This is a genomic window from Rhodoferax aquaticus, from assembly GCF_006974105.1.
Lineage (GTDB): Bacteria > Pseudomonadota > Gammaproteobacteria > Burkholderiales > Burkholderiaceae_C > Allorhodoferax > Allorhodoferax aquaticus_A.
The window spans coordinates 3,518,102-3,537,700 of record NZ_CP036282.1 but is presented as its reverse complement, the minus strand read 5'-3'; the positions used below and the strand labels follow the sequence as shown (position 1 = coordinate 3,537,700).

Sequence of the window (19,599 nt, the reverse complement as noted above, 5' to 3'; positions counted from 1 at the left end):
AATTGAATAGTGGATTATAGAAAGCCAGAGGACTGAACTTTCCGTGCACGTCCAATAGTTGGGGCTTGATGAAAAATCACCGGAGTGATATACTCCGAGGCTCTGTAAAATTTCGTTTGCAGATTTTAAGTCGAAGAGGTCAACATGTACGCGGTCATAAAAACCGGCGGTAAGCAATATCGGGTTGCTGCCGGCGAAAAAATTAAAGTAGAACAGATTGCTGCGGACGTAGGCCAAGAGATTGTGTTTAACGAAGTGTTGGCGGTCGGAAACGGCGCTGAGCTGAAGGTAGGCACACCCTTGGTGTCCGGTGCTACTGTTACGGTAACGGTTATTTCTCATGGCAAGCACGACAAAGTGCGCATTTTCAAGATGCGTCGTCGTAAGCACTATCAGAAACGTCAAGGGCATCGTCAGCAGTTCACTGAGCTGCAAATCGGCGCGATTTCTGCATAAGAGGTATAGGTCATGGCACAGAAAAAAGGCGGCGGCTCTACGCGAAATGGACGCGATTCCAAGCCAAAGATGCTGGGTGTGAAGCGTTTTGGTGGTGAGTTGGTCAGTGCAGGTGCGATTATTGTTCGCCAGCGCGGGACTAAGTTTCATCCCGGTTCCAATGTCGGTATTGGAAAAGACCACACCCTGTTTGCGTTAGCGGACGGGCACGTATCTTTCTCTATCAAGGGCGCTCTTAACAAGCATACCGTGAACATTACTGCAGCCTAAGCTCAGCTGATGGTCATCAAGAACCCTGCGCTGTTGCGCGGGGTTTTTTATTTCTAACTACGATTACTACCATGAAGTTTGTTGACGAAGCCTACATAAATATCTCCGCTGGAGATGGTGGCGCAGGTTGCGTCTCCTTTCGACATGAGAAGTACAAAGAGTTCGGCGGCCCTAACGGCGGAGATGGCGGGCGCGGTGGGCATGTGTTTGCCGTGGCCGACATCAACCTCAATACCTTGGTGGATTACCGCTTTTCGCGCCGCCACGAGGCCAAACGGGGTGAGCATGGCATGGGGTCCGACATGTTCGGTGCAGCAGGTGATGACATCACCTTGAAAATGCCCGTTGGAACCATCATCTCTGACGCTGAGACTGGTGAAGTGCTGTTTGAGCTCTTGGTTCCCGGCGAAGTCATTACTATTGCCAAGGGGGGCGATGGCGGCTTTGGAAATCTGCGCTTTAAGAGCGCGATCAATCGAGCGCCCCGCCAAAAGACACCGGGCTGGCCTGGGGAAAAGCGTGAACTGAAGCTTGAGCTTAAGGTTTTGGCAGACGTGGGGTTGTTGGGGATGCCCAATGCAGGAAAGTCTACATTCATCACGGCAGTATCGAACGCGCGGCCTCGCATTGCAGACTACCCATTTACAACTTTGCATCCAAATTTGGGTGTGGTGCGTGTTGGACCTGAGCAAAGCTTTGTTGTAGCGGACTTGCCGGGACTCATTGAAGGTGCATCAGAAGGCGCTGGTTTGGGGCACTTGTTTTTGCGTCACTTGCAGCGCACTCGTTTACTGTTGCACATTGTCGACATTGCGCCATTTGACGAAAATATTGACGCTGTTGCGCAAGCGAAAGCTATTGTGAACGAGCTTAAAAAGTACGATGAAGCGCTGCACAAAAAACCTCGTTGGTTGGTGCTCAATAAGTTGGATATGGTGGACACTGATAATCGTGCTGCCGTTGTCAAAGACTTTGTAAAGCGCTTCAAGTTTAAGGGCCCTGTTTTTGAAATATCAGCCCTTACTAGGGAAGGGTGCGAGCCCCTCATCAAAGAGATCTATAAGCATGTGAAAGCTCAGCAACTGGCTGAGCAGCCCCATATTGAAGTGGATCCGCGCTTCCTTGCTACGTCTACAGATGGCAAGATAGAATAGTTGCTATATAAATAATAGCTGCCTTTGCATATCCTGCGGGCGCAAACTAACTAAATGGTTGAACACTCTCACTCCACAGTATTGCGAGATGCCAAGCGCGTTGTAGTCAAAGTTGGTTCCAGTTTAGTCACCAATGATGGTCGAGGGCTTGACGAGGAAGCTATTGGCGAGTGGTGTCGACAAATGGCTGAGCTGATTCAAGATGGTCGAGAAGTGATCATGGTTTCGAGCGGCGCTGTTGCTGAAGGTATGAAGCGTCTTGGTTGGGCTGTGAGACCGAAGGCGGTCAATGAATTGCAAGCCGCTGCAGCGGTGGGGCAAATGGGCCTTGCACAGATGTATGAAACCAAGTTGCGATTGAATGGCCTAGGTAGCGCTCAAGTTCTACTCACCCATGCTGATTTGGCGGACCGCGAGCGCTATCTCAATGCAAGGTCTACGTTGCTGACGCTCCTAAAGCTCGGCGTACTTCCAGTCATTAATGAAAACGACACCGTTGTTAATGATGAGATCAAGTTCGGTGACAACGACACCCTAGGGGCATTGGTTGCCAACTTGGTGGATGCCGATGCATTGGTAATACTGACGGACCAAAAGGGTTTGTTTACTGCAGATCCTCGTAAGGACGCCAGCGCAACATTTGTGCATGAGGCAAAGGCCGGTGATCCTAAGCTGGAGGTAATGGCGGGTGGGGCTGGTTCTAGTATCGGACGCGGTGGCATGATCACCAAGATATTAGCGGCCAAACGCGCGGCAGGTTCAGGTGCTTCCACGGTGATCGCATGGGGCCGAGAGCCTGATGCTTTGGTTCGCTTGGCCCGCGGTGAGCCACTAGGCACTTTGCTGCTTGCCCAAACGCAAAAGCAACAAGCCCGTAAGCAATGGATGGCAGACCATCTAAAGATGCGCGGCGCGGTGACAGTGGATGCAGGTGCGTCTGACAAGCTTAGAACTGAGGGTAAGAGTTTGCTCCCTATAGGCATGGTGAGCGTTGAGGGAGAGTTCGCGCGAGGAGACGTAGTCGCGGTCAAGGACCTCGATGGTCTTGAAATCGCACGCGGTTTAGCTAACTACGCCAGCGCCGAGGCGCGCCTTTTGTGTCGCAAGCCTTCCAGCGAAATAGAAAAATGGCTTGGGTACGCAGCCGAGCCTGAAATGCTGCACCGAGACAATTTGGTTTTGTCACGATAAAGCGGAGGACGCTTACCTTGGAGTGGGGCGGGATCCCAACTTCAAGGCGCGAATAGTGTCCTGTTGACTGGATGTGATCCGATTGGTGCAAGCACCTTGCCGAGATATGGCTTGGGCATGGCGAGATGGCATATTGTCATTCACACTGCGCCATTGCGGTGAATCTAGCAAGGTCCATTGCCCTGATGCGGTGAATCGTGCATAGGTCTTGACCTCGCCATTCACGCAGCGTAATCCTTCATATGCTCCACTAAGCGCCCCGGTGGCGTTTTGCATTACGACGACATAGCGCACAATCCCATCGGAACCTACTTGGACCGTGGAAGGATCTACCCCTACTTTCAAGGACACATAGCTAGGCATGCTGATTTCAATCAATTGCTCTTTTGAAAAAGCAGGGATTGGAGGCATAGGTAGCTCGGCCCAATCGGGGTTGTCTAAGGTGTTTTGAGCCCATGCAAGCGTTGCAATCAGGCACGCCGCAACGCCCATAAAAAAGGAGCGAGCAAATCTAAGTTTCATGGCTGCGAGGCGAGTGCGTTCCAGGATCGGGATCAATAGACCCACCAGGCGGTAGTTCCATAGGGCGAGAGTTGAAGCGGTCGTGAAGCATGCCCGCTCTTGCCGGGGATGGCACCGAAGCGCGAACATTGTTTTTTAGCAGATCACTCTTGGGTAGATACCTAGCAAGCTCAATCAGCGCGGTCTCATAGACGCCTCTTTTAAACTCGACAACTGCGTCAAGCGGAACCCAGTAATCATTCCAACGCCAAGCATCAAACTCGGGGTGGTCTGTCGCTCGTAAGTTCAGATCCCAGTCATGCCCAACAAGCTTCAAAAGAAACCAGATTTGTTTTTGGCCCTTGTAATGGCCACGCGCATCGCGGCGAATGAATCGGTCGGGCACCTCATAGCGTAACCAGTCTCGGGTACGGGCGACGATAGCCACATGCTCCGGATGGAGACCCACCTCTTCATGTAGCTCACGAAACATGGCTTGCTCGGGGGTTTCCCCCCGGTCAATGCCACCCTGCGGAAACTGCCACGAATGGGTGCGAATGCGCTTGCCCCAAAATACCTGATTCTTATGGTTCACCAAGACGATGCCGACGTTGGGCCGAAAGCCGTCCCTGTCAAGCATAATCAAACCTCAAATTTTAAACTTCGTTCATTATGCACAGCACTTGCGGTGTATCAAGGGGCGAAGGTCACCGTAATTCTGCGAGCTGTGCCATGAAAGCGTCTCAATTCCTTATCTCCACCCTCAAAGAAGCGCCTGCGGACGCTGAAGTTGTCAGCCACAAGCTGATGATGCGCGCAGGCATGATCAAGAAGATCGGCGCCGGGGTTTACAACTACATGCCCATGGGCTTGCGGGTGATCCGCAAAGTGGAAGCCATCGTGCGGGAGGAAATGAACCGTGCTGGCGCGATTGAAATGACTATGCCTGTGGTTCAACCCGCCGAGCTGTGGCAGGAAACCGGTCGCTTCGAAAAAATGGGCCCCGAGCTGCTGCGTATCAAAGACCGCCATGGCCGCGACTTTGTGGTGCAGCCGACCAGCGAAGAAGTGGTGACGGACATCGCGCGTCAAGAAATCAAGAGCTACAAACAGCTTCCCAAGAATTTCTACCAAATTCAAACCAAGTTCCGTGACGAACGTCGCCCACGCTTTGGCCTGATGCGCGGACGTGAGTTCACCATGAAAGACGCCTACAGCTTTGACCGCGATGTGGATGCGGCTAAGGCCAGCTACCAAGTCATGGCCAAGGCTTATCGCAAGATATTTGACCGTTTTGGTCTGACTTACCGAGCCGTTGCCGCCGACAGCGGCGCGATTGGCGGAGACTTGTCTGAAGAGTTTCAAGTGATAGCCGCCACCGGTGAAGACGCTATCGTTTACTGCCCAGGCAGCGACTACGCAGCCAACATGGAGAAAGCAGAAGCATTGGCGCCGGTGGGCCCGCGTGCTGATGCTGCGCAAGCCATGTCCAAAGTGGCGACACCAGGCAAGAGCACCTGTGCTGATGTGGCAGAGTTTTTAGGCTTTTCACTGTCGTCGTCTATCAAGTCATTGGTTGTGGCTACAGATACCAAAGACGAGGCGGGCAACATCATCAAGACGCAAGTGTCATTGCTGTTGCTGCGCGGCGACCGCGAGATGAATGAAGTCAAGGTAGGCAAGCTGGACGGGATGGCCGATTTCCGCTTTGCCACCTTGGCAGAAATTGACGAGCACTTTGGCTGCAAGCCGGGTTACTTGGGCCCCATCGGTTTGAAAAAACCTGTACGCCTGATCGTAGACCGCGAAGTCGCCTTGATGAGCGATTGGGTGTGCGGTGCCAATGAAGAGGATTACCACTTGGTTGGCGTCAACTGGGGCCGCGACCTGCCCGAGCCTGACTTGGTTGCGGACTTACGCAATGTGGTTACTGGTGATTTATCGCCAGACGGCAAGGGGGTTCTGGCTATTGAGCGAGGCATTGAAGTGGGTCACGTTTTTTACTTGGGCACCAAGTACAGCCGTGCCATGAATGCGACCTTCCTCGACGTCAATGGCAAGCCTCAATTCATGGAGATGGGGTGCTATGGCATTGGCATCACCCGCTTGCCGGCCGCTGCTATTGAGCAAAATCATGACGAAAACGGCATCATTTGGCCAGATGCCTTGGCGCCGTTTACCGTCGTGTTGTGCCCCATCAGCCCTGACCGCTTTGCGGCCGTTAAAGAGGCTGCGGATGCCCTGTATGAGACCTTGCTAGAAGCAGGCGTCGATGTGATTTTGGATGACCGCAACGAACGGCCGGGTGCGATGTTTGCCGATTGGGAGCTGATTGGCGTGCCACATCGCGTCACCATTGGTGACCGCGGACTGAAGGAGGGCATGGTGGAGTACCAGCATCGGAAAGATGCGGCGTCCAGCCAAGTGGCGTTGACTGAAATTGCTGGGCTCATTCAGTCTCGTCTGAAGGCATGACGGTGCCCACGGGTGGGGTAGCGGTGGTTTCTAGAAGAAACTGCCTTCTGCGCGCATCTGTATTGGGTTTTCCACTATTCTTTCAGGAGCAAGCCCGGGCGGGTGGTCAACTGGAAGAGCCTCTGATTGATTCGGTTCGGACGGCATTGAGCTCCGCCATTCGCAACTCCGCGCCACCTATTCCAGAGTTTCAAGACACTGAATCTCGTCTCAAGTATTTGCGCTGGCTAGGGAGCATGAGTGAGCGCCTGAAAAAGAAGAAGCCGGAGTGGGAAGTGCGCAAGGAGTTCCTACAAACCGTATGGTACGAGTCCAAGCGGGCGGGCTTAGACGTGACCTTGGTGTTGGGCTTGATTCAAGTGGAAAGCAATTTCCGCAAGTTTGCCGTGAGCAGCGTAGGTGCCCGCGGCTACATGCAAGTCATGCCGTTTTGGACACGGGCCATTGGCGATGGTGATGCTGGCAAGCTGTTTCACATGCAAACCAACTTGCGTTTCGGCTGCGTCATCTTGCGGCACTACCTCGACATTGAAAAGGGAAACCTATTTTTGACGCTGGGGCGTTACAACGGATCACGGGGCAAAGCCCCGTATCCTGATGCAGTGCTTGGCGCCAAGCGCAATTGGGAATTCGCAGGCTAGCCCTTTAGGCTGCACTGGCTTCTTGTGCCCATTGGTCTAGCGCAGCAGTCGCGCGTTGCTCTTGCGCGGCGGAGGTCCAAGGTGCCAACTGCGTTGCTACTTGGGCCAACGCGGTGCCGCCACCTTGCTGCAGCAAGGCAATCGACTGTCCCGCTATCTTTGGGGATTCGAATCCCATGCTTTGCATCAATACCTCGCCGTCAGCAGCGACAAATTTGAAATAGAACAGGCCATCCTTCTCGCGGTATTGCTTGAAGGATGCCCGAGCCACCTTCTCAGATTTGGCCTTGCTGGGCTTCGCATTGGCGTGCAGTTTTCGCAAACCCACGGCATGGCGTAAGTCCGCCATGAAAGGGCTTGCAATGGCGCGAGCCTTTTCGGCCCCGTTAAGCAACACTTGTTCAATGCGCTCGGGAGCGCTTATCAAATCTTCATAGCTGGCCCGCATAGGTGCCATTTCTTGGTCGATGCGCTCCAGAAGTGCATGTTTCGCATCGCCCCAGGCAATGCCATCGGCAAACGCAGCTTTAAAGGCTTGTGTTTCTTCTGCCGTAGCGAAGGCTTGGTAGATTTGGAATAGGGCGGAACCTTCGGTGTCCTTGGCTTCACCGGGTGGGCGCGAGTCCGTCACGATGCCAGCGATGAGCTTGCGCAGTTGATCCTTGGAGGAGAACAAGGGAATCGTGTTGTCGTAGCTCTTACTCATCTTGCGACCATCCAAGCCGGGCAGGGTGGCGACCGACTCTTCAATGGCGGCTTGTGGCAACACAAAGTGCGCACCGTAACGGTGGTTAAAGCTGTTGGCCATGTCGCGGGCCATTTCAATATGCTGCACCTGGTCACGCCCCACGGGCACATGCTGGGCGTTGAACATCAAGATGTCAGCCCCCATGAGCACGGGGTACATGAACAAACCGGCGTTGACATCTGCATCGGGGTCTTGCCCGGCTGCTTGGTTTTTGTCAACGGCTGCTTTGTAGGCATGTGCGCGGTTGAGCACGCCTTTGCCGGTGACACAGGTCAGGAACCAGCATAGCTCGGGAATCTCGGGAATGTCAGACTGGCGGTAAAAAGTGACGCGTTCAGGATTGAGTCCAGATGCGAGCCAAGACGCTGCAATTTCTAAGGTTGAGCGCTGAACGCGAGCCGGATCTTCAGTCTTGATCAAGGCGTGGTAATCGGCCAGAAAGTAAAAACTTTCTACGTTGGCAGCCAAACTGGCGCGAACCGATGGGCGAATAGATCCGACATAGTTGCCAAGGTGCGGGGTGCCTGAAGTCGTGATTCCCGTGAGGAAGCGAGTTGCCGTCATAGTGCGCAAATGGATTAGTTGAGGAGCATGCCCAAGGGAGCGAGCAAAGCGTTAAGCAAAGAGAAGGTGAATGACATCAATGGCTGCATCCAATAGGTACTCACCAATCCGGTGACTACCAAGGCCATCACGATGAAAAAGCCCCAAGGCTCGATGCGTGAAACCGCCACCGCCTGGCGGTAGGGCAGCAGGCCAACCAAGATGCGACCACCGTCAAGCGGCGGCAGCGGAAAGAGGTTAAATACAAACATCACGACGTTCACGAGCACGCCTGCTTGGCAGGCTTTAAGGAAAAATGGCTCGCTAATGCCTGCGCCTTGTAAAACATAGAGCAAGACACCCCAGACAAGCGCTTGCGCCAAGTTAGCCATGGGGCCCGCCAGTGCCACCCAAATCATGTCGCGCTTAGGGTTGCGCAAGTTGCCAAACCGCACAGGCACTGGTTTTGCGTATCCAAAAATGAAGGCACCAGAGGTTGCGAAATACAAGAGCAAGGGCATCAAGATGGTGCCAACGGGGTCAATATGTTTGCTTGGGTTCAAGGATACGCGCCCCAGCATCCAAGCGGTGTTGTCGCCAAAGTAACGGGCGGCATAGCCATGTGCGGCTTCATGCACGGTGATGGCAAACAAGACGGGTAGCGCGTAAATCGCGACGGTTTGAATCAGGTTGGCAATATCCACAGAGATAGTCTTGGGTAAGGGGGTAAATGGGCGGTTGGCAGAAACTGGCTAAAGCCCTAGTTTAGAGAGCTTGCCTCCACCTTGGCGAATAACCACGGGTTCAGCACTGCTCAAGTCGATGACGGTTGTGGGTTCGAGCGCACAAGCCCCTGCGTCCAGGACGGCTGAAACTTGGTGTTCATATCGATCACGAATTTCCTGCGCATCGTTGAGGGGTTCGGTTTCGCCTGCTGCTATCAGCGTGGTGGCCAGAAGAGGGGCGCCATGCATCTCTAGCAAAGCTTGCAGCGTTTTGTGTTCCGGCACACGCAGGCCAATGGTTTTGCGAGAAGGATGGCTAACCCGACGCGGCACTTCTTTGCTGGCTTCCAGGATAAACGTGTAAGGACCCGGTGTGGCCGCTTTCAGCAATCGGTATTGCTGGTTGTCCACACGCGCATAGCTTGCTAGCTCGCTAAGGTCACGGCACAAAATGGTGAGGTGGTGCTTGTCGTCCACCTGGCGTATGCGTCGCAAAGTGTCAGCCGCTGCTTTGTCGTCCAAATGGCATACCAACGCGTAGCTGGAGTCGGTGGGGACAGCGAGCACTCCACCTTTGGACAATAGCGCCACGGCTTGCTTGAGTAGACGAGGTTGAGGGTTGTCAGGGTGAAGTTCGAAGTATTGCGCCATAGCGTATAAAACCTAGGAAAGGAGGGGCTTGGCAATTACTGAATGCGCGTAGCCAACAAGTCCCACACAGGGCTTAGTTTGCTGGGCAGGTGTGGCAAGGTGCCGAGATCAATGCGGCTTTCGTCCGGGCTGTGAAAGTCACTACCTCTTGAAGCCGCAAGGCCAAACTCTATCGCCATATCTGCATAGGTTTCGTACTCTGCGGGGCTGTGGCTGCCGGTCACTACTTCAACACCTTGGCCACCAAATCCTTTGAACTCGGTAAACAGCGCGTATTCTTCGTTGGGCGAGAAGCCATAACGTCCTGGATGGGCAATGACAGCAACGCCACCTGCGCCAAGAATCCAATGCACCGCGTCAGACAGCTTGGCCCACCGGTGGGGCACAAAACCTGGTTTGCCCTCGGTTAAGAAGCGCCGAAATACCTCATTGGTATCACTGCAAACCCCGGACTCGACCAAGAAGCGGGCAAAGTGTGTCCGAGAGATCAAGTCCGGATTGCCCACAAACTTGAGCGCACCCTCAAAGGCATTGGCAATGCCTACTTGGGCCAAGCCTTCCGCCATTTCCATGGCCCTTTGTTCACGCCCGCCGCGAGTTTGGGCCAGACCTTTGTGCAGGTTTGGGTCGAGCATGTCGAAGCCCAGCCCCACGATGTGCACAGTTTTCCCGATGAAGGTGACTGATACTTCTACCCCTGTTAGGTAACCCATACCGCATGCCGCCGCCGCCGCGGCAGCACGCGCTTGGCCACCCAGTTCGTCGTGGTCGGTCAAGGACCACAAGTCAACCCCATTGGCGTGCGCGCGTTGCGCCAAGGTCTCAGGCGATAAAGTGCCGTCGGACACCGTAGAGTGGCAATGGAGGTCGGCGTTTGAATAGGTAGTCACGCGGCCATTTTAGGCGCTGTGCGGCATGGGTGCTGCATCACGTCTGTATAGGCTTCACCGTGGGAAATGTTGTGGGGCTGTCAAACCTGACCCAACCCGACTCAGAAGGGTGGATGAAGCTCAGCGAAGTGGCATGCAGCAGCAGTCGATCGGCTTGTGCCTGCAATGCCTCTGGTGCGTACAAAGCATCTCCCAGAATGGGGTGGCCTATCGCCATCATATGCACGCGCAGTTGATGCGAGCGGCCGGTGATGGGCTCTAGTTCCACATGGCTGGTATTGGTGTGTGGGTTGTACAGGGTCCAGCGCACACGTGTTGTGGATGCTTGCCCATGGTCATGGTCTATGACCCGGCGGGGGCGATTGGGCCAATCTACAGCGATGGGCAGGGCAATGCTTTGCCATTCCCCCTGGGGCGCGTGAAGACAGCCACTCACGATGGCGTGGTAGCGTTTGCGAACCATGCGCTGGGCGAAGGCTGCGCTCAAGTACCGCTGGGCTTTGAGACCTCTGGCCATGACCAGCAAACCAGAGGTGGACATGTCCAAGCGATGCACCACCAAAGCATCCTTGAACGATTGTGCGACCCTAAGGCTTGCACAGTCTTGCTTGTCTAGGCCCCGCCCGGGGACTGACAGCAGGCCTGGTGGCTTGTTCACCACTACCAGACTGTCGTCGGCATACACAATCCACCGCGCATCCAAAGCCAGTGCGTCGCTATCTGGCATCGCTGCCGGCGATCAGTCTTTGCACCGTCTCGCAAAGTTCGTTCACATCGTTGGGTTTGTAGATCAGTGCCCCAGCGCCATCGAGGGCTGCCATGTCTTCTATTTCAGGGGTGATGTAACCAGATGCCAGTGCGACCGGAAGATCTGGACGTATGGTTTTGGCTGCGCGCAACAATTCCAGACCACTGTACCCAGGCATGTTGTAGTCAGTCACTAGCAAATCAAAGGCCTTTGGTGTTGCCTGCAAGGCAGCTTGCGCCTCACGCGGGTCTGTAAACGCCGTCACGATGTAGCCCTTGCGGGTCAGTACCCGGGTGACCAAAAACACCAGGGCCTGGTCGTCGTCAACATACATGACATGCCGGCCTTTGCCTTGTACATAGGCCACCTGCGCGGGCTCAGGGGCAAACACCACCTGCTCTTGGGTCACCGGGAAAAACAAGGTGAAGGAGCTGCCGGATCCTAGTTCACTTTGGACTTCCACGGCACCTTGGTGGGTTTGCATAATGCCGTGAACCACGGATAAGCCTAGTCCAGTGCCTTGGCCCACAGGGCGTGTGGTGAAGAAAGGTTCAAAAATTCGCTCTTGCGTTTGGGGTGTCATGCCTTTGCCAGTGTCGCGCACGGCTAGCGTGAGATAGCGCCCGGGCGCTAGGCCAATGCGGTCGCTCAAAGGCTGGGCAATGTCGGTCGCCTGTAAGGCCATGGAGACTACACCTTTTTTGGTGCCCACCGCCAAAATCGCGTTGGTGCAGAGGTTCAATAGTGCTTGTTCGATTTGGGTTGCATTCGCCAGAATCGGAGGCGTATCGTCAGCAACAAATACTTCCAGCCTCACCATGGGCGGTAAGGTGACCTTAATCAGGCGTGCGGTTTCATGCACCACTTCTGCCAGTTGCACCGGAATGCGTTTGGGTAACTCATTGCGACTGAAAGTGAGAATTTGCTGGACCAGTGCCCGCGCTCTACGCCCGGCCTTGTCGATTTCCTGCAGACTAGGCAAAGCCGCCGATTCGGCAGAAATGTCCTGTTTTGCCAAGTCGACATTACCTAAGATCGCGCTCAGAATGTTGTTGAAATCGTGTGCGATACCACCAGCCATAGTCCCCATGGCCTGCATCTTTTGTGACTCGCGGAGCTGGGCTTCCAGCGTGGCACGCTGCGTCTCTGCTAATTTTTTCGCAGTCAGGTCGCGCGCAAAAATGGTGGTTATCGCACCATGCGAGCGATGCAAGCCACGCCAAGACACCTCTTTGGACCCCGTGTTCTGTTTGGCGTTGCGTGAGCGCAGCCTCCGTTCAAACGAGACGGAGATTTCTACGTAAATGGGTTTTCCCAGCAAAGTGACTGCTTGGAACTCACCCAATATCGATTGCGTGGGTACTTTTTCCGCCGTGAGTGCACGCTCGACTTCGGGCAAAAATCGACTCAAGTTGCTGCCCAGCGCGAGCTCAGGCGAACACTGAAAAAGCGCGGTAGCGGCTGGGTTAAAAACGGTAATACAGTGCTTCTCGTCGATGCACAGAATGGCATCTAATGACGAGTTGATGATCGCCGCCATGCGCGTTTCACTCAATAACAAGTCTTCATTGCGCTGGCGCAAAATCGTTGCACTTTCCTGCAAGGCTTGGCGTTGGGCTAGCAAAGGACCTTGGTCAATGATGGCGCAAATGAAGTGCGCCAACTCGTTCTGCGGGTTCTCAATGCGCGCGATGTGCAGGTCGCCGGTAAAAGATTGCTGCGAACCCGCTAGAAAGACCACCTCGTGCACGCGGCTTGTGCCTTCTGACTTCGCGCTGAGGAAAGACACCGCCACTTCATCCGTTTGTTCCGGGTTAATAAAGGGCAGCAAAAATGTCAGTGGGGGGTCGGTTTCAAGAGGCTGAAAGTGCCGCAAGGCCATGGCATTGCTGGCAAGAACTAAGCCCTCTTCGTCGACCACCATGAGTGCCAACGGCACATTGGAAAACAAGGTTGCAAAGCGTTCCGAAGCGCCTTCGGCCTCTTGCTGGCTGTAGCGCAACGCCTTGTTTTGTACTTCTAGCTCTGCTTGGTACTTGCGCAGATCTTCGATCATCTGCGCTGGCGCATACCCATCCAAAATCAAGTCTTGGGACGCCCTAGCTTCGTTATCAGGTAGGTGGTCAGGGCGAGGAATGACCTTGAACTTTTTGCGTTTGGAGAGATTGTTCATCGGTCGTTTGGCTGACGGACGCCTGCTCGGCGTACCGTCTATCCTCAATAAGTAGCGCTATTTGCGAACTACGCTGTCAGCGGGGTCGTACTGTGCTGCGCGCAACGGACTGTTGTTCGTAATGTAGCTGCGCAGAACGTCCGCATCAACGTAGCCGGTATCCACAAAAGATGGATGTCCAGTGAGCTTGGGGTAGCCATCGCCTCCCGCTGCGACAAAGTTGTTGATTGCCATGCGGTAGGTTTTGCCCGCTTCAAGGGACTTGCCTGCGATGCTTGCTTCCTTGACATTGTTGGACTCAATCAACAGCTTGACCCCGGCAAATTGTGGAAAGGCACCAGAACCTGGGCTCATCTTGACCGCCGCGTTAAGGAAGTCCAGAACCTCTTTGCCCGTGAGCTCTACCACGCAAACGGTGTTGCCAAACGGGTGGACCGTCAGCACATCTTTGTAATTCAATTTACCAGCCGGCAAAGAATCACGCACGCCACCTGAGTTCATCACTGCAAAGTCCGCGCGGGTTTTTTCCATCATGGCCTGACCAATCATCACACCCAAGGCCGTTGGCTTGGTACGCACCACGCTGCGGTCTCCCTCCAGCTTGCCATCTGTACTGCCTACTTCGACCAACAATTGCTTTTGGCCAAAGTCTTGAAACGGTTGCAGCAGTGCCAGCATGTCTTTGTTTTCGGCAATCTCTGGGGTGTAGGTCACCATAGTGGTCTTGCCGTCTGCCGCTTTGACCGGTTTCTTCAAGTTGATAGGAACCAAGCTGTACTTCACCAACTTGAACTCACCGTTGCGGTATTCAAAGTCGGCGCGGCCTACGTATTTGCCCCACTCATGGGCTTGCACAATCCAGGTACCGTTTTGGCGGTCAGGTTGGCATTCGGCACCGGGCACATAGGCCGTATCCAATACGTTCTCAGCCTTCATACAAGCGGGGTTTTGCGTATGACCGCCCACCACGAGGTCAATGCCCTTGACAGCACGCGCCATCTCGACATCGCCAGGCGCTTGTGTGCCATGGTTTCCATTGGCGTAATGGCCCATGTGGGTTGCCGCGATCACAACATCGGCTTTGCCGCGCAGTTCGGGCACCACTTTTGCCGCTTCTTGGATGGGGTTACGAAACTCCATGTCGCGGATGTTGTCCGGGTGCACCATTTTTTGAGTGTCCTCTGTCGTGAGACCGACAACAGCGACGCGTACGCCCCCTAAATTGAATACTTTGTAAGGGTCAAAGGCGCGTTCACCCTTGCGATAGATATTCGCCGACAGCATGGGGAATGTTGCCAAAGCGCGTTGCATTTTCAAGACGGTAGGCGGCTTGTCAAACTCATGGTTGCCAACGGCCATCGCGTCATAGCCCAAAAGATTCATGCCCCTAAAGTCTGGCACGGCGTCTTGCAGGTCGGACTCTGGTACACCGGTGTTGACATCACCACCGTCTAGCAACAGGCTGTAACCCCCTTTGGCTTGCACTTCGCTGCGGATGCTGTCGATCACAGTCTTGCGTGCGGCCATTCCATACTCACCATCTCGATTCTTCCAAAAACGACCATGGTGGTCATTGGTGTGCAGAACCGTGATCATGTACGTTTTGTCGGGTGCTGGTCCGCTTGTCGTTAGGCTGCTGCAGCCGGCCAGCGCAATGCAAGCGATGGCGCTCAGCGTAAAAGTAATGCGTTGCATATCAAGATTCCTTGAATTCATGTGAAGGTATGCGGGGTTTATATCAAACTCAGTTGTCGAAGCCATGTTGCTTTGGGCAAGTGACAAAGTTGCATTTCTTGTGAAGCAAAAAACGCGCCGATGGCGTCGAGCTCATACGAACCGGCGCTGCCCAACGGGCGCGACATATGGGCAGGTCGTCGTCTCGCCGGGACAGCAGAAGCACCGTGCTTCTAAGTCGGCCACACCACCGGTTTGCCCAAACTTAGCCATGCTTCGTATTGGTCCGCATAGGCTTCTTCGATGCGGGGACGCTTGACCTTGAGTGTTGGTGTCACAAATCCATTTTCTGGCGTCCACGGCGTAGTGATCACGGCAAGACAGTCGAGCTTTTCATGGGCTTCCAGATGTGCGTTGACCGTCTTGAGGTGGGCTTTGAGAGACTCGGTAATGGCTGCCTTGCCCTCTTTGCTGTTGCTGCGTTTGACAGCCTCGACACTCAGCATCACCAAGCCCATGGGTTGTGCGTAGTTGGCCCCGGTGACCAAACACGCTTCCACATCAGGGTGCGTTACCAGCAAGTCTTCGATCGGTGCGGGGGCCACGTACTTGCCTTTGCTGGTCTTGAAGATGTCTTTGACGCGGCCGGTAATTCGCAAATTGCCTTGGCCATCAATGTTTCCCTTGTCGCCGGTGTGCAACCAACCGTCGGCAGTGAAGGCTGCCTGGGTTTGCTCGTCGTCCTTGTAATAGCCCATCATCAAGGCGCCGCTGAACATTTGAATCTCACCGGTTTGAGGGTCAATGCGGTGTTGCACACCATCGTAGGGCAAGCCTACAGTTCCTATTTTTTTCGAGCCAGGCAGAGTGCTGTGAGATGCACCACAGTTTTCGGTCATGCCGTATACCTCGATGAGGTCTAAACCTAGTGTGCGGTACCAGTGCAACACATCCGCAGGCATAGGGGCGGCTCCACCTGCGGCAACACGGCATTTGTCTAAGCCCAGCCCTTTAAGAATCTTGCGTCGCACTAGCCAACCCAACACGGGCAGGCGCAACAACAGAGCCAGTTTCTTCGCTGGCATCTTGGAGTGAACCCCTTGCTGAAACTTCACCCAAAGTCGCGGCACTGAGAAAAAGATGGTGGGGCGCGCACGCTGCAAGTCTTGGACAAAAGTATCCAAACTTTCGGCAAAGAAAACATGGGCTCCATAGCGCAAGGAACCTTGTTCAATCAGCATGCGTTCTGCCACATGGGCCAAGGGCAAATACGAGATGAATCGGTCGCTGCTGCTCATGGTGACCCGGCGCGTGGCGGCGGTTACACCCCAGGCCATGGCATTGAAAGTTTGCACCACGCCCTTGGGCTTGCCCGTGGTACCCGAGGTGTAGATGATGGTGCAGATGTTCTTGCCATCGGGCTTGGGAGATGCTTTTAGCGGCTTGTTGTCCTTGAGTACATCATTCCAAGCCAAGCCCTTCACCGCAGGTGCCAGGGGCATCACCACGATAGGCAAGTCAGCGGGAATGCCCTTGTCCACGTTGACGACATCGTCCATTTTGCCAATGAAGCAGGCTTTGGCCTCGCTATGGGCCAATATGTAAGCAAGGGCTTCAGCGTTAAAAGTAGGGTAGATCGGCACCGAGACATGCCCCGCCATCAAAATAGCAAGGTCTGCCAGCATCCAGTGCGCACTGTTTTTTCCCAAGATGGCGACCCGACTGCCCGCGGGCCAGTCTTGGGCTTGCAACCACTTGGCAACGCGTCTGACCTGGTCCGCGGCTTGTGCCCAGGTGATGTCTTCCACCTGACCGCCGCCTAAAGGCTGCGTGAGGTACACGAAGTCTGCGCGTTCCTTTTCCCAGCGGTACAAGCAAGACAGAGGCAAGTCGCTAGCAGACACCGTAATCGAAGCGTTCATGGAGGCGATTTCCTTTGGACTAAAGCCCCCATTCTTGGGTCCATTGAAGGGCAATAGCAATAGTGTTGTCCCTAGGTAACGCAACGTCGGTGTGACACAGCGACTGCACTTAGTCGAACTCTACGTGTTCCAGCGTAATGTCGCAGCTGACATAGGCCACACACGGCAAGATGAATCCGCTTGCCTTTTCTTCAGCGCTTAGGCCAGGCCAGGCCATGCGGTAGTGCACATGCCCCGCGCTCATGCGGCAGATGCAGGTGCGGCACGTACCGTTGCGGCAGGAGCTCAATAGTTCAATCCCTGAGCCCAGCGCCGCTTGCAATATGGTTTGTTCTGGTGCTACAGGGAAGCATGTCCCCGATGTGCTTAGGCAAACTTGGTACTGCGTGCGATCGCTGTGGCTAGTCATTGTGAGCGTGGGGCGGCCCCATAAATCAGGGTAAGTACGTATGAAAAAAGAAGGCGGATCCAAAAACAGCGACAATCTAGCCCTTTTTTCGCAATTTTCGCATTAGGTTCACTCCCAGACATGTCCAGTACGACTACTTACCAGGTTCGCCACGCGACCCTGCGCGATGCCAAGGCCATCGCAGAACTCCATAACTTGACCATGATGGAATCCTTCAAAGGCATCGTGGCACCCGAAGACATGCCTGTCGTTAGCCAAGAAAAACGCCAAGCGTATTGGCGCGAGGCCATTGAATACAGCGAGCCACACGTTCAAGTCGCCATGGATGGCGAGAAAATTGTGGGCTTTGTGGGTTACGACCGCTCACGTGACAAGGGTACGCCCAACACCATGGGTGAGGTGTGGGCCATCTTCGCTGCACCAGCCTACTGGGGACAAGGCGTAGGACTGGCGCTGTGGGATGCCGCACGTGAGGGCTTGATTGAAGAAGGCTGCACCCGCGTTAGTTTGTGGGCACCGTTGGCCAATGAACGCGTGATGCGTTTTCATGACCTAGCCGGGTTCAAGCGGGAACTTCCGACCGCGAAGACAGTGCCATTTGGCAAAGTAAAGATCGAAGAAATTCGTCTCAAACGCGAACTCAACTAAACCTTTGAGTGGAAAGCCCTGCATCGCGCGATACGCTCGCGGTGCGCGGGCCTGAGGCAGCCTGTGCGGGCAGATCTTAGAGGCGCTTCACAATGACGCTGCCAATCGAGTAGCCCGCGCCAAACGAACAAATCACGCCAATTTGCCCCTGCACAATGTCTTCGTGGTGGCGATGAAAGGCGATGATGGATCCTGCAGACGCTGTGTTGGCAAACTCGTCCAGAATCACCGGGGCATCGTCCAACGTGGCATCACGCCCTAAGAGCTTGCGAGCGATCAGCTGGTTCATGCCTAAGTTGGCTTGGTGCAACCAGTAGCGGCGCACTTGCTCGGTACCCAAATCCAAGGCCGCCAAGTGGCCCGCAATGTGCTCTGCGGCCATAGGACACACTTCTTTAAACACTTTGCGACCCTCTTGCCGGAACAGCTGATCCCGGTCCTCGGGGTCGCGGTCTTCTGCGCGCGACATAAAGCCTGCGTTGTTGCGAATGCTGTTGGAGAAGGTGCTCAGTAGTTTGGTGCCCAGCACCTCAAACGATCCCGTTGGTGCTAGGTCGAGGCGCTCTACCAAGATGGCTGTGCATACGTCGCCAAAAATAAAGTGGCAATCACGGTCTTGCCAAGCCAAATGGGCGGACGTAATTTCTGGGTTCACCACCAAGATAGCGCGGGCGCTTCCGCAGCGCACGGCATTGAAGGCTTGCTCAATCGCAAACGTGGCGGAGGAACACGCCACGTTCATGTCAAAGGCAAAGCCTTGCACACCCAAAGCCGTTTGAATTTCTACGCCCATGGCGGGGTAGGCACGTTGCATATTGGCTGCCGCACAAATGACGCCGTCCACATCGGCAGCGGTTTTTCCTGCGCGCTGTAGCGCGTCTTGGGCCGCTTGGACGGCAATCTCTGCCATCATGGAAATTTCAGTGTCTGGGCGTGGCTTGAAGCTGGGGCGCATGCGGCGGGGGTCCAAGACGCCCGTTTTTTCCATGACATAACGGCGTTTGATGCCAGACGCCTTTTCGATGAACTCGACGTTCGAGTCTGTGAGCGCAGCCCGCGTACCGGCGGCAATTTCGCTGGCGTACTTTTCGTTCTCCAAAGCAGCATAGTGGTTATAGGCGGCAACCAACTCTTCGTTGGTGATGACTTCAGGTGGAATGAAAATACCAGTGCTGCTAATGGCGACGCGATGCATAGAGAAAACCTGTGGAAAAACGCATTGGCCAAGTCCAATGCGGGCCTGATTATGCGGGATTGCGCTGTTGGATTGGCAGTCGGGCGTGGTCACAAAGACGCAAGAAACTCAGACCTCGCCCCCAAAGCAGGCAATCAAGCTGTCAATGTATTGCTCTGTCAGGCTCTCAAACTCCAACTCAACCACGGGGGCCACGATGGCGTGCATGATGGCGGGCAGTGGCAGGTGGAAATCGGCTTGGACGGCCAGCACAATCTTGGTCGAAGTTTTTTTGTTGGTGATTTTCCAACTACCCGAGACCTCTGCATTGCCTACGCCTTCAACGGGGGTCCAAGCCACAGTACCTTTGGCTGCGTTGGACACATAGCGAGAGGCGTACACCGTCTGCAAAGTCACTTGGCCCGCGCCAATTTTTTCCATCTCCCATTGGTAGCAGCCATCCCCCAAATCTGTGAGCTGATGGACCTTGGGAAAGTGGCTGGCTGAGCTGGGCACATCCGACAAGAGTGCGAACACCGCTTTGGATTTTTCGTGAACCTCAAACTCGTACCCTAGCTCGATGGACACCGTGATAGACATGGAAAC

At 54.7% G+C, this 19,599-nt stretch carries 20 protein-coding genes; 7 read left to right on the top strand and 13 right to left on the bottom strand.

Annotated elements, in window-relative coordinates:
* Nucleotides 1-144 precede the first annotated feature (144 nt).
* From rplU to proB, 4 genes are all read left to right on the top strand, one after another.
* Nucleotides 145-456 carry a 50S ribosomal protein L21 gene (rplU, locus tag EXZ61_RS16290; RefSeq protein ID WP_142812764.1) on the top strand — a complete coding sequence of 104 codons (312 nt, stop codon included), beginning with the start codon at nt 145-147 and terminating at the stop codon, nt 454-456.
* 12 nt (nt 457-468) lie between these two features.
* Nucleotides 469-726: a 50S ribosomal protein L27 gene (gene rpmA / locus EXZ61_RS16285; protein ID WP_142812763.1), complete on the top strand. Its 258-nt coding sequence runs from the start codon at nt 469-471 to the stop codon at nt 724-726.
* Between the two features lie 71 nt (nt 727-797).
* Entirely contained in the window at nt 798-1,880 is a 1,083-nt protein-coding gene (gene cgtA / locus EXZ61_RS16280) for an Obg family GTPase CgtA (protein WP_142812762.1), read from the top strand.
* A gap of 54 nt (nt 1,881-1,934) precedes the next feature.
* The gene (gene proB, locus EXZ61_RS16275; RefSeq protein ID WP_142812761.1) at nt 1,935-3,071 is read left to right on the top strand and encodes a glutamate 5-kinase; all 1,137 of its coding nucleotides are present in this window, start codon (nt 1,935-1,937) and stop codon (nt 3,069-3,071) included.
* Between the two features lie 12 nt (nt 3,072-3,083).
* Here proB and EXZ61_RS16270 read toward each other — a convergent pair whose 3' ends face one another.
* Both EXZ61_RS16270 and EXZ61_RS16265 read right to left on the bottom strand, forming a co-directional pair.
* Nucleotides 3,084-3,593 carry a CNP1-like family protein gene (locus EXZ61_RS16270; RefSeq protein WP_142812760.1) on the bottom strand — a complete coding sequence of 170 codons (510 nt, stop codon included), beginning with the start codon at nt 3,591-3,593 and terminating at the stop codon, nt 3,084-3,086.
* On the bottom strand, nt 3,583-4,212 hold the full coding sequence (locus tag EXZ61_RS16265) for an RNA pyrophosphohydrolase (protein WP_142814280.1): 630 nt from the start codon (nt 4,210-4,212) through the stop codon (nt 3,583-3,585). The genes EXZ61_RS16270 and EXZ61_RS16265 overlap by 11 nt, the downstream gene beginning before the upstream one ends.
* Nucleotides 4,213-4,304: 92 nt before the next feature.
* Between EXZ61_RS16265 and EXZ61_RS16260 the strand changes: the two genes are divergently transcribed.
* Both EXZ61_RS16260 and EXZ61_RS16255 read left to right on the top strand, forming a co-directional pair.
* The gene (locus tag EXZ61_RS16260; protein ID WP_142812759.1) at nt 4,305-6,047 is read left to right on the top strand and encodes a proline--tRNA ligase; all 1,743 of its coding nucleotides are present in this window, start codon (nt 4,305-4,307) and stop codon (nt 6,045-6,047) included.
* Nucleotides 6,044-6,688 carry a lytic transglycosylase domain-containing protein gene (locus EXZ61_RS16255; protein WP_142812758.1) on the top strand — a complete coding sequence of 215 codons (645 nt, stop codon included), beginning with the start codon at nt 6,044-6,046 and terminating at the stop codon, nt 6,686-6,688. Before EXZ61_RS16260 ends, EXZ61_RS16255 begins: the two co-directional genes overlap by 4 nt.
* Nucleotides 6,689-6,692: 4 nt before the next feature.
* Here EXZ61_RS16255 and EXZ61_RS16250 read toward each other — a convergent pair whose 3' ends face one another.
* The 9 genes from EXZ61_RS16250 to EXZ61_RS16210 all read right to left on the bottom strand — a co-directional run bounded on the left by EXZ61_RS16250 (nt 6,693) and on the right by EXZ61_RS16210 (nt 17,171).
* A complete protein-coding gene (locus EXZ61_RS16250) occupies nt 6,693-8,000 on the bottom strand; it encodes a tryptophan--tRNA ligase (protein WP_142812757.1) in 1,308 nt (435 codons plus the stop codon).
* A 14-nt stretch (nt 8,001-8,014) separates the two neighbouring features.
* Complete coding sequence (locus tag EXZ61_RS16245; protein ID WP_142812756.1) at nt 8,015-8,683, bottom strand: site-2 protease family protein; 669 nt, start codon at nt 8,681-8,683, stop codon at nt 8,015-8,017.
* 48 nt (nt 8,684-8,731) lie between these two features.
* Nucleotides 8,732-9,355, bottom strand: a complete 624-nt coding sequence (locus tag EXZ61_RS16240) for an L-threonylcarbamoyladenylate synthase (protein WP_142812755.1) — start codon at nt 9,353-9,355, stop codon at nt 8,732-8,734.
* Nucleotides 9,356-9,390: 35 nt separating this feature from the next.
* Nucleotides 9,391-10,245 carry a 3',5'-nucleoside bisphosphate phosphatase gene (locus tag EXZ61_RS16235; RefSeq protein WP_142812754.1) on the bottom strand — a complete coding sequence of 285 codons (855 nt, stop codon included), beginning with the start codon at nt 10,243-10,245 and terminating at the stop codon, nt 9,391-9,393.
* Nucleotides 10,246-10,282: 37 nt separating this feature from the next.
* Complete coding sequence (locus tag EXZ61_RS16230) at nt 10,283-10,972, bottom strand: RluA family pseudouridine synthase (protein ID WP_142812753.1); 690 nt, start codon at nt 10,970-10,972, stop codon at nt 10,283-10,285.
* On the bottom strand, nt 10,962-13,166 hold the full coding sequence (locus tag EXZ61_RS16225) for a PAS domain-containing sensor histidine kinase (RefSeq protein WP_142812752.1): 2,205 nt from the start codon (nt 13,164-13,166) through the stop codon (nt 10,962-10,964). Before EXZ61_RS16225 ends, EXZ61_RS16230 begins: the two co-directional genes overlap by 11 nt.
* Nucleotides 13,167-13,223: 57 nt before the next feature.
* A complete protein-coding gene (gene ushA / locus EXZ61_RS16220) occupies nt 13,224-14,861 on the bottom strand; it encodes a bifunctional UDP-sugar hydrolase/5'-nucleotidase UshA (protein ID WP_142812751.1) in 1,638 nt (545 codons plus the stop codon).
* Nucleotides 14,862-15,073: 212 nt separating this feature from the next.
* Nucleotides 15,074-16,762, bottom strand: a complete 1,689-nt coding sequence (locus EXZ61_RS16215; RefSeq protein WP_142812750.1) for an AMP-binding protein — start codon at nt 16,760-16,762, stop codon at nt 15,074-15,076.
* A gap of 109 nt (nt 16,763-16,871) precedes the next feature.
* Nucleotides 16,872-17,171, bottom strand: a complete 300-nt coding sequence (locus tag EXZ61_RS16210) for a 2Fe-2S iron-sulfur cluster-binding protein (RefSeq protein ID WP_142812749.1) — start codon at nt 17,169-17,171, stop codon at nt 16,872-16,874.
* Between the two features lie 120 nt (nt 17,172-17,291).
* On the opposite strand from EXZ61_RS16210, the gene EXZ61_RS16205 reads away from it, so the two are divergent.
* Entirely contained in the window at nt 17,292-17,819 is a 528-nt protein-coding gene (locus tag EXZ61_RS16205; protein WP_142812748.1) for a GNAT family N-acetyltransferase, read from the top strand.
* 76 nt (nt 17,820-17,895) lie between these two features.
* On the opposite strand, the gene EXZ61_RS16200 is transcribed toward EXZ61_RS16205, so the two are convergent.
* Nucleotides 17,896-19,014, bottom strand: coding sequence for a beta-ketoacyl-ACP synthase III (locus EXZ61_RS16200; RefSeq protein WP_142812747.1), 1,119 nt, complete (start codon nt 19,012-19,014; stop codon nt 17,896-17,898).
* 108 nt (nt 19,015-19,122) lie between these two features.
* Entirely contained in the window at nt 19,123-19,593 is a 471-nt protein-coding gene (locus EXZ61_RS16195; RefSeq protein ID WP_142812746.1) for an SRPBCC family protein, read from the bottom strand.
* Nucleotides 19,594-19,599: the final 6 nt, after the last annotated feature.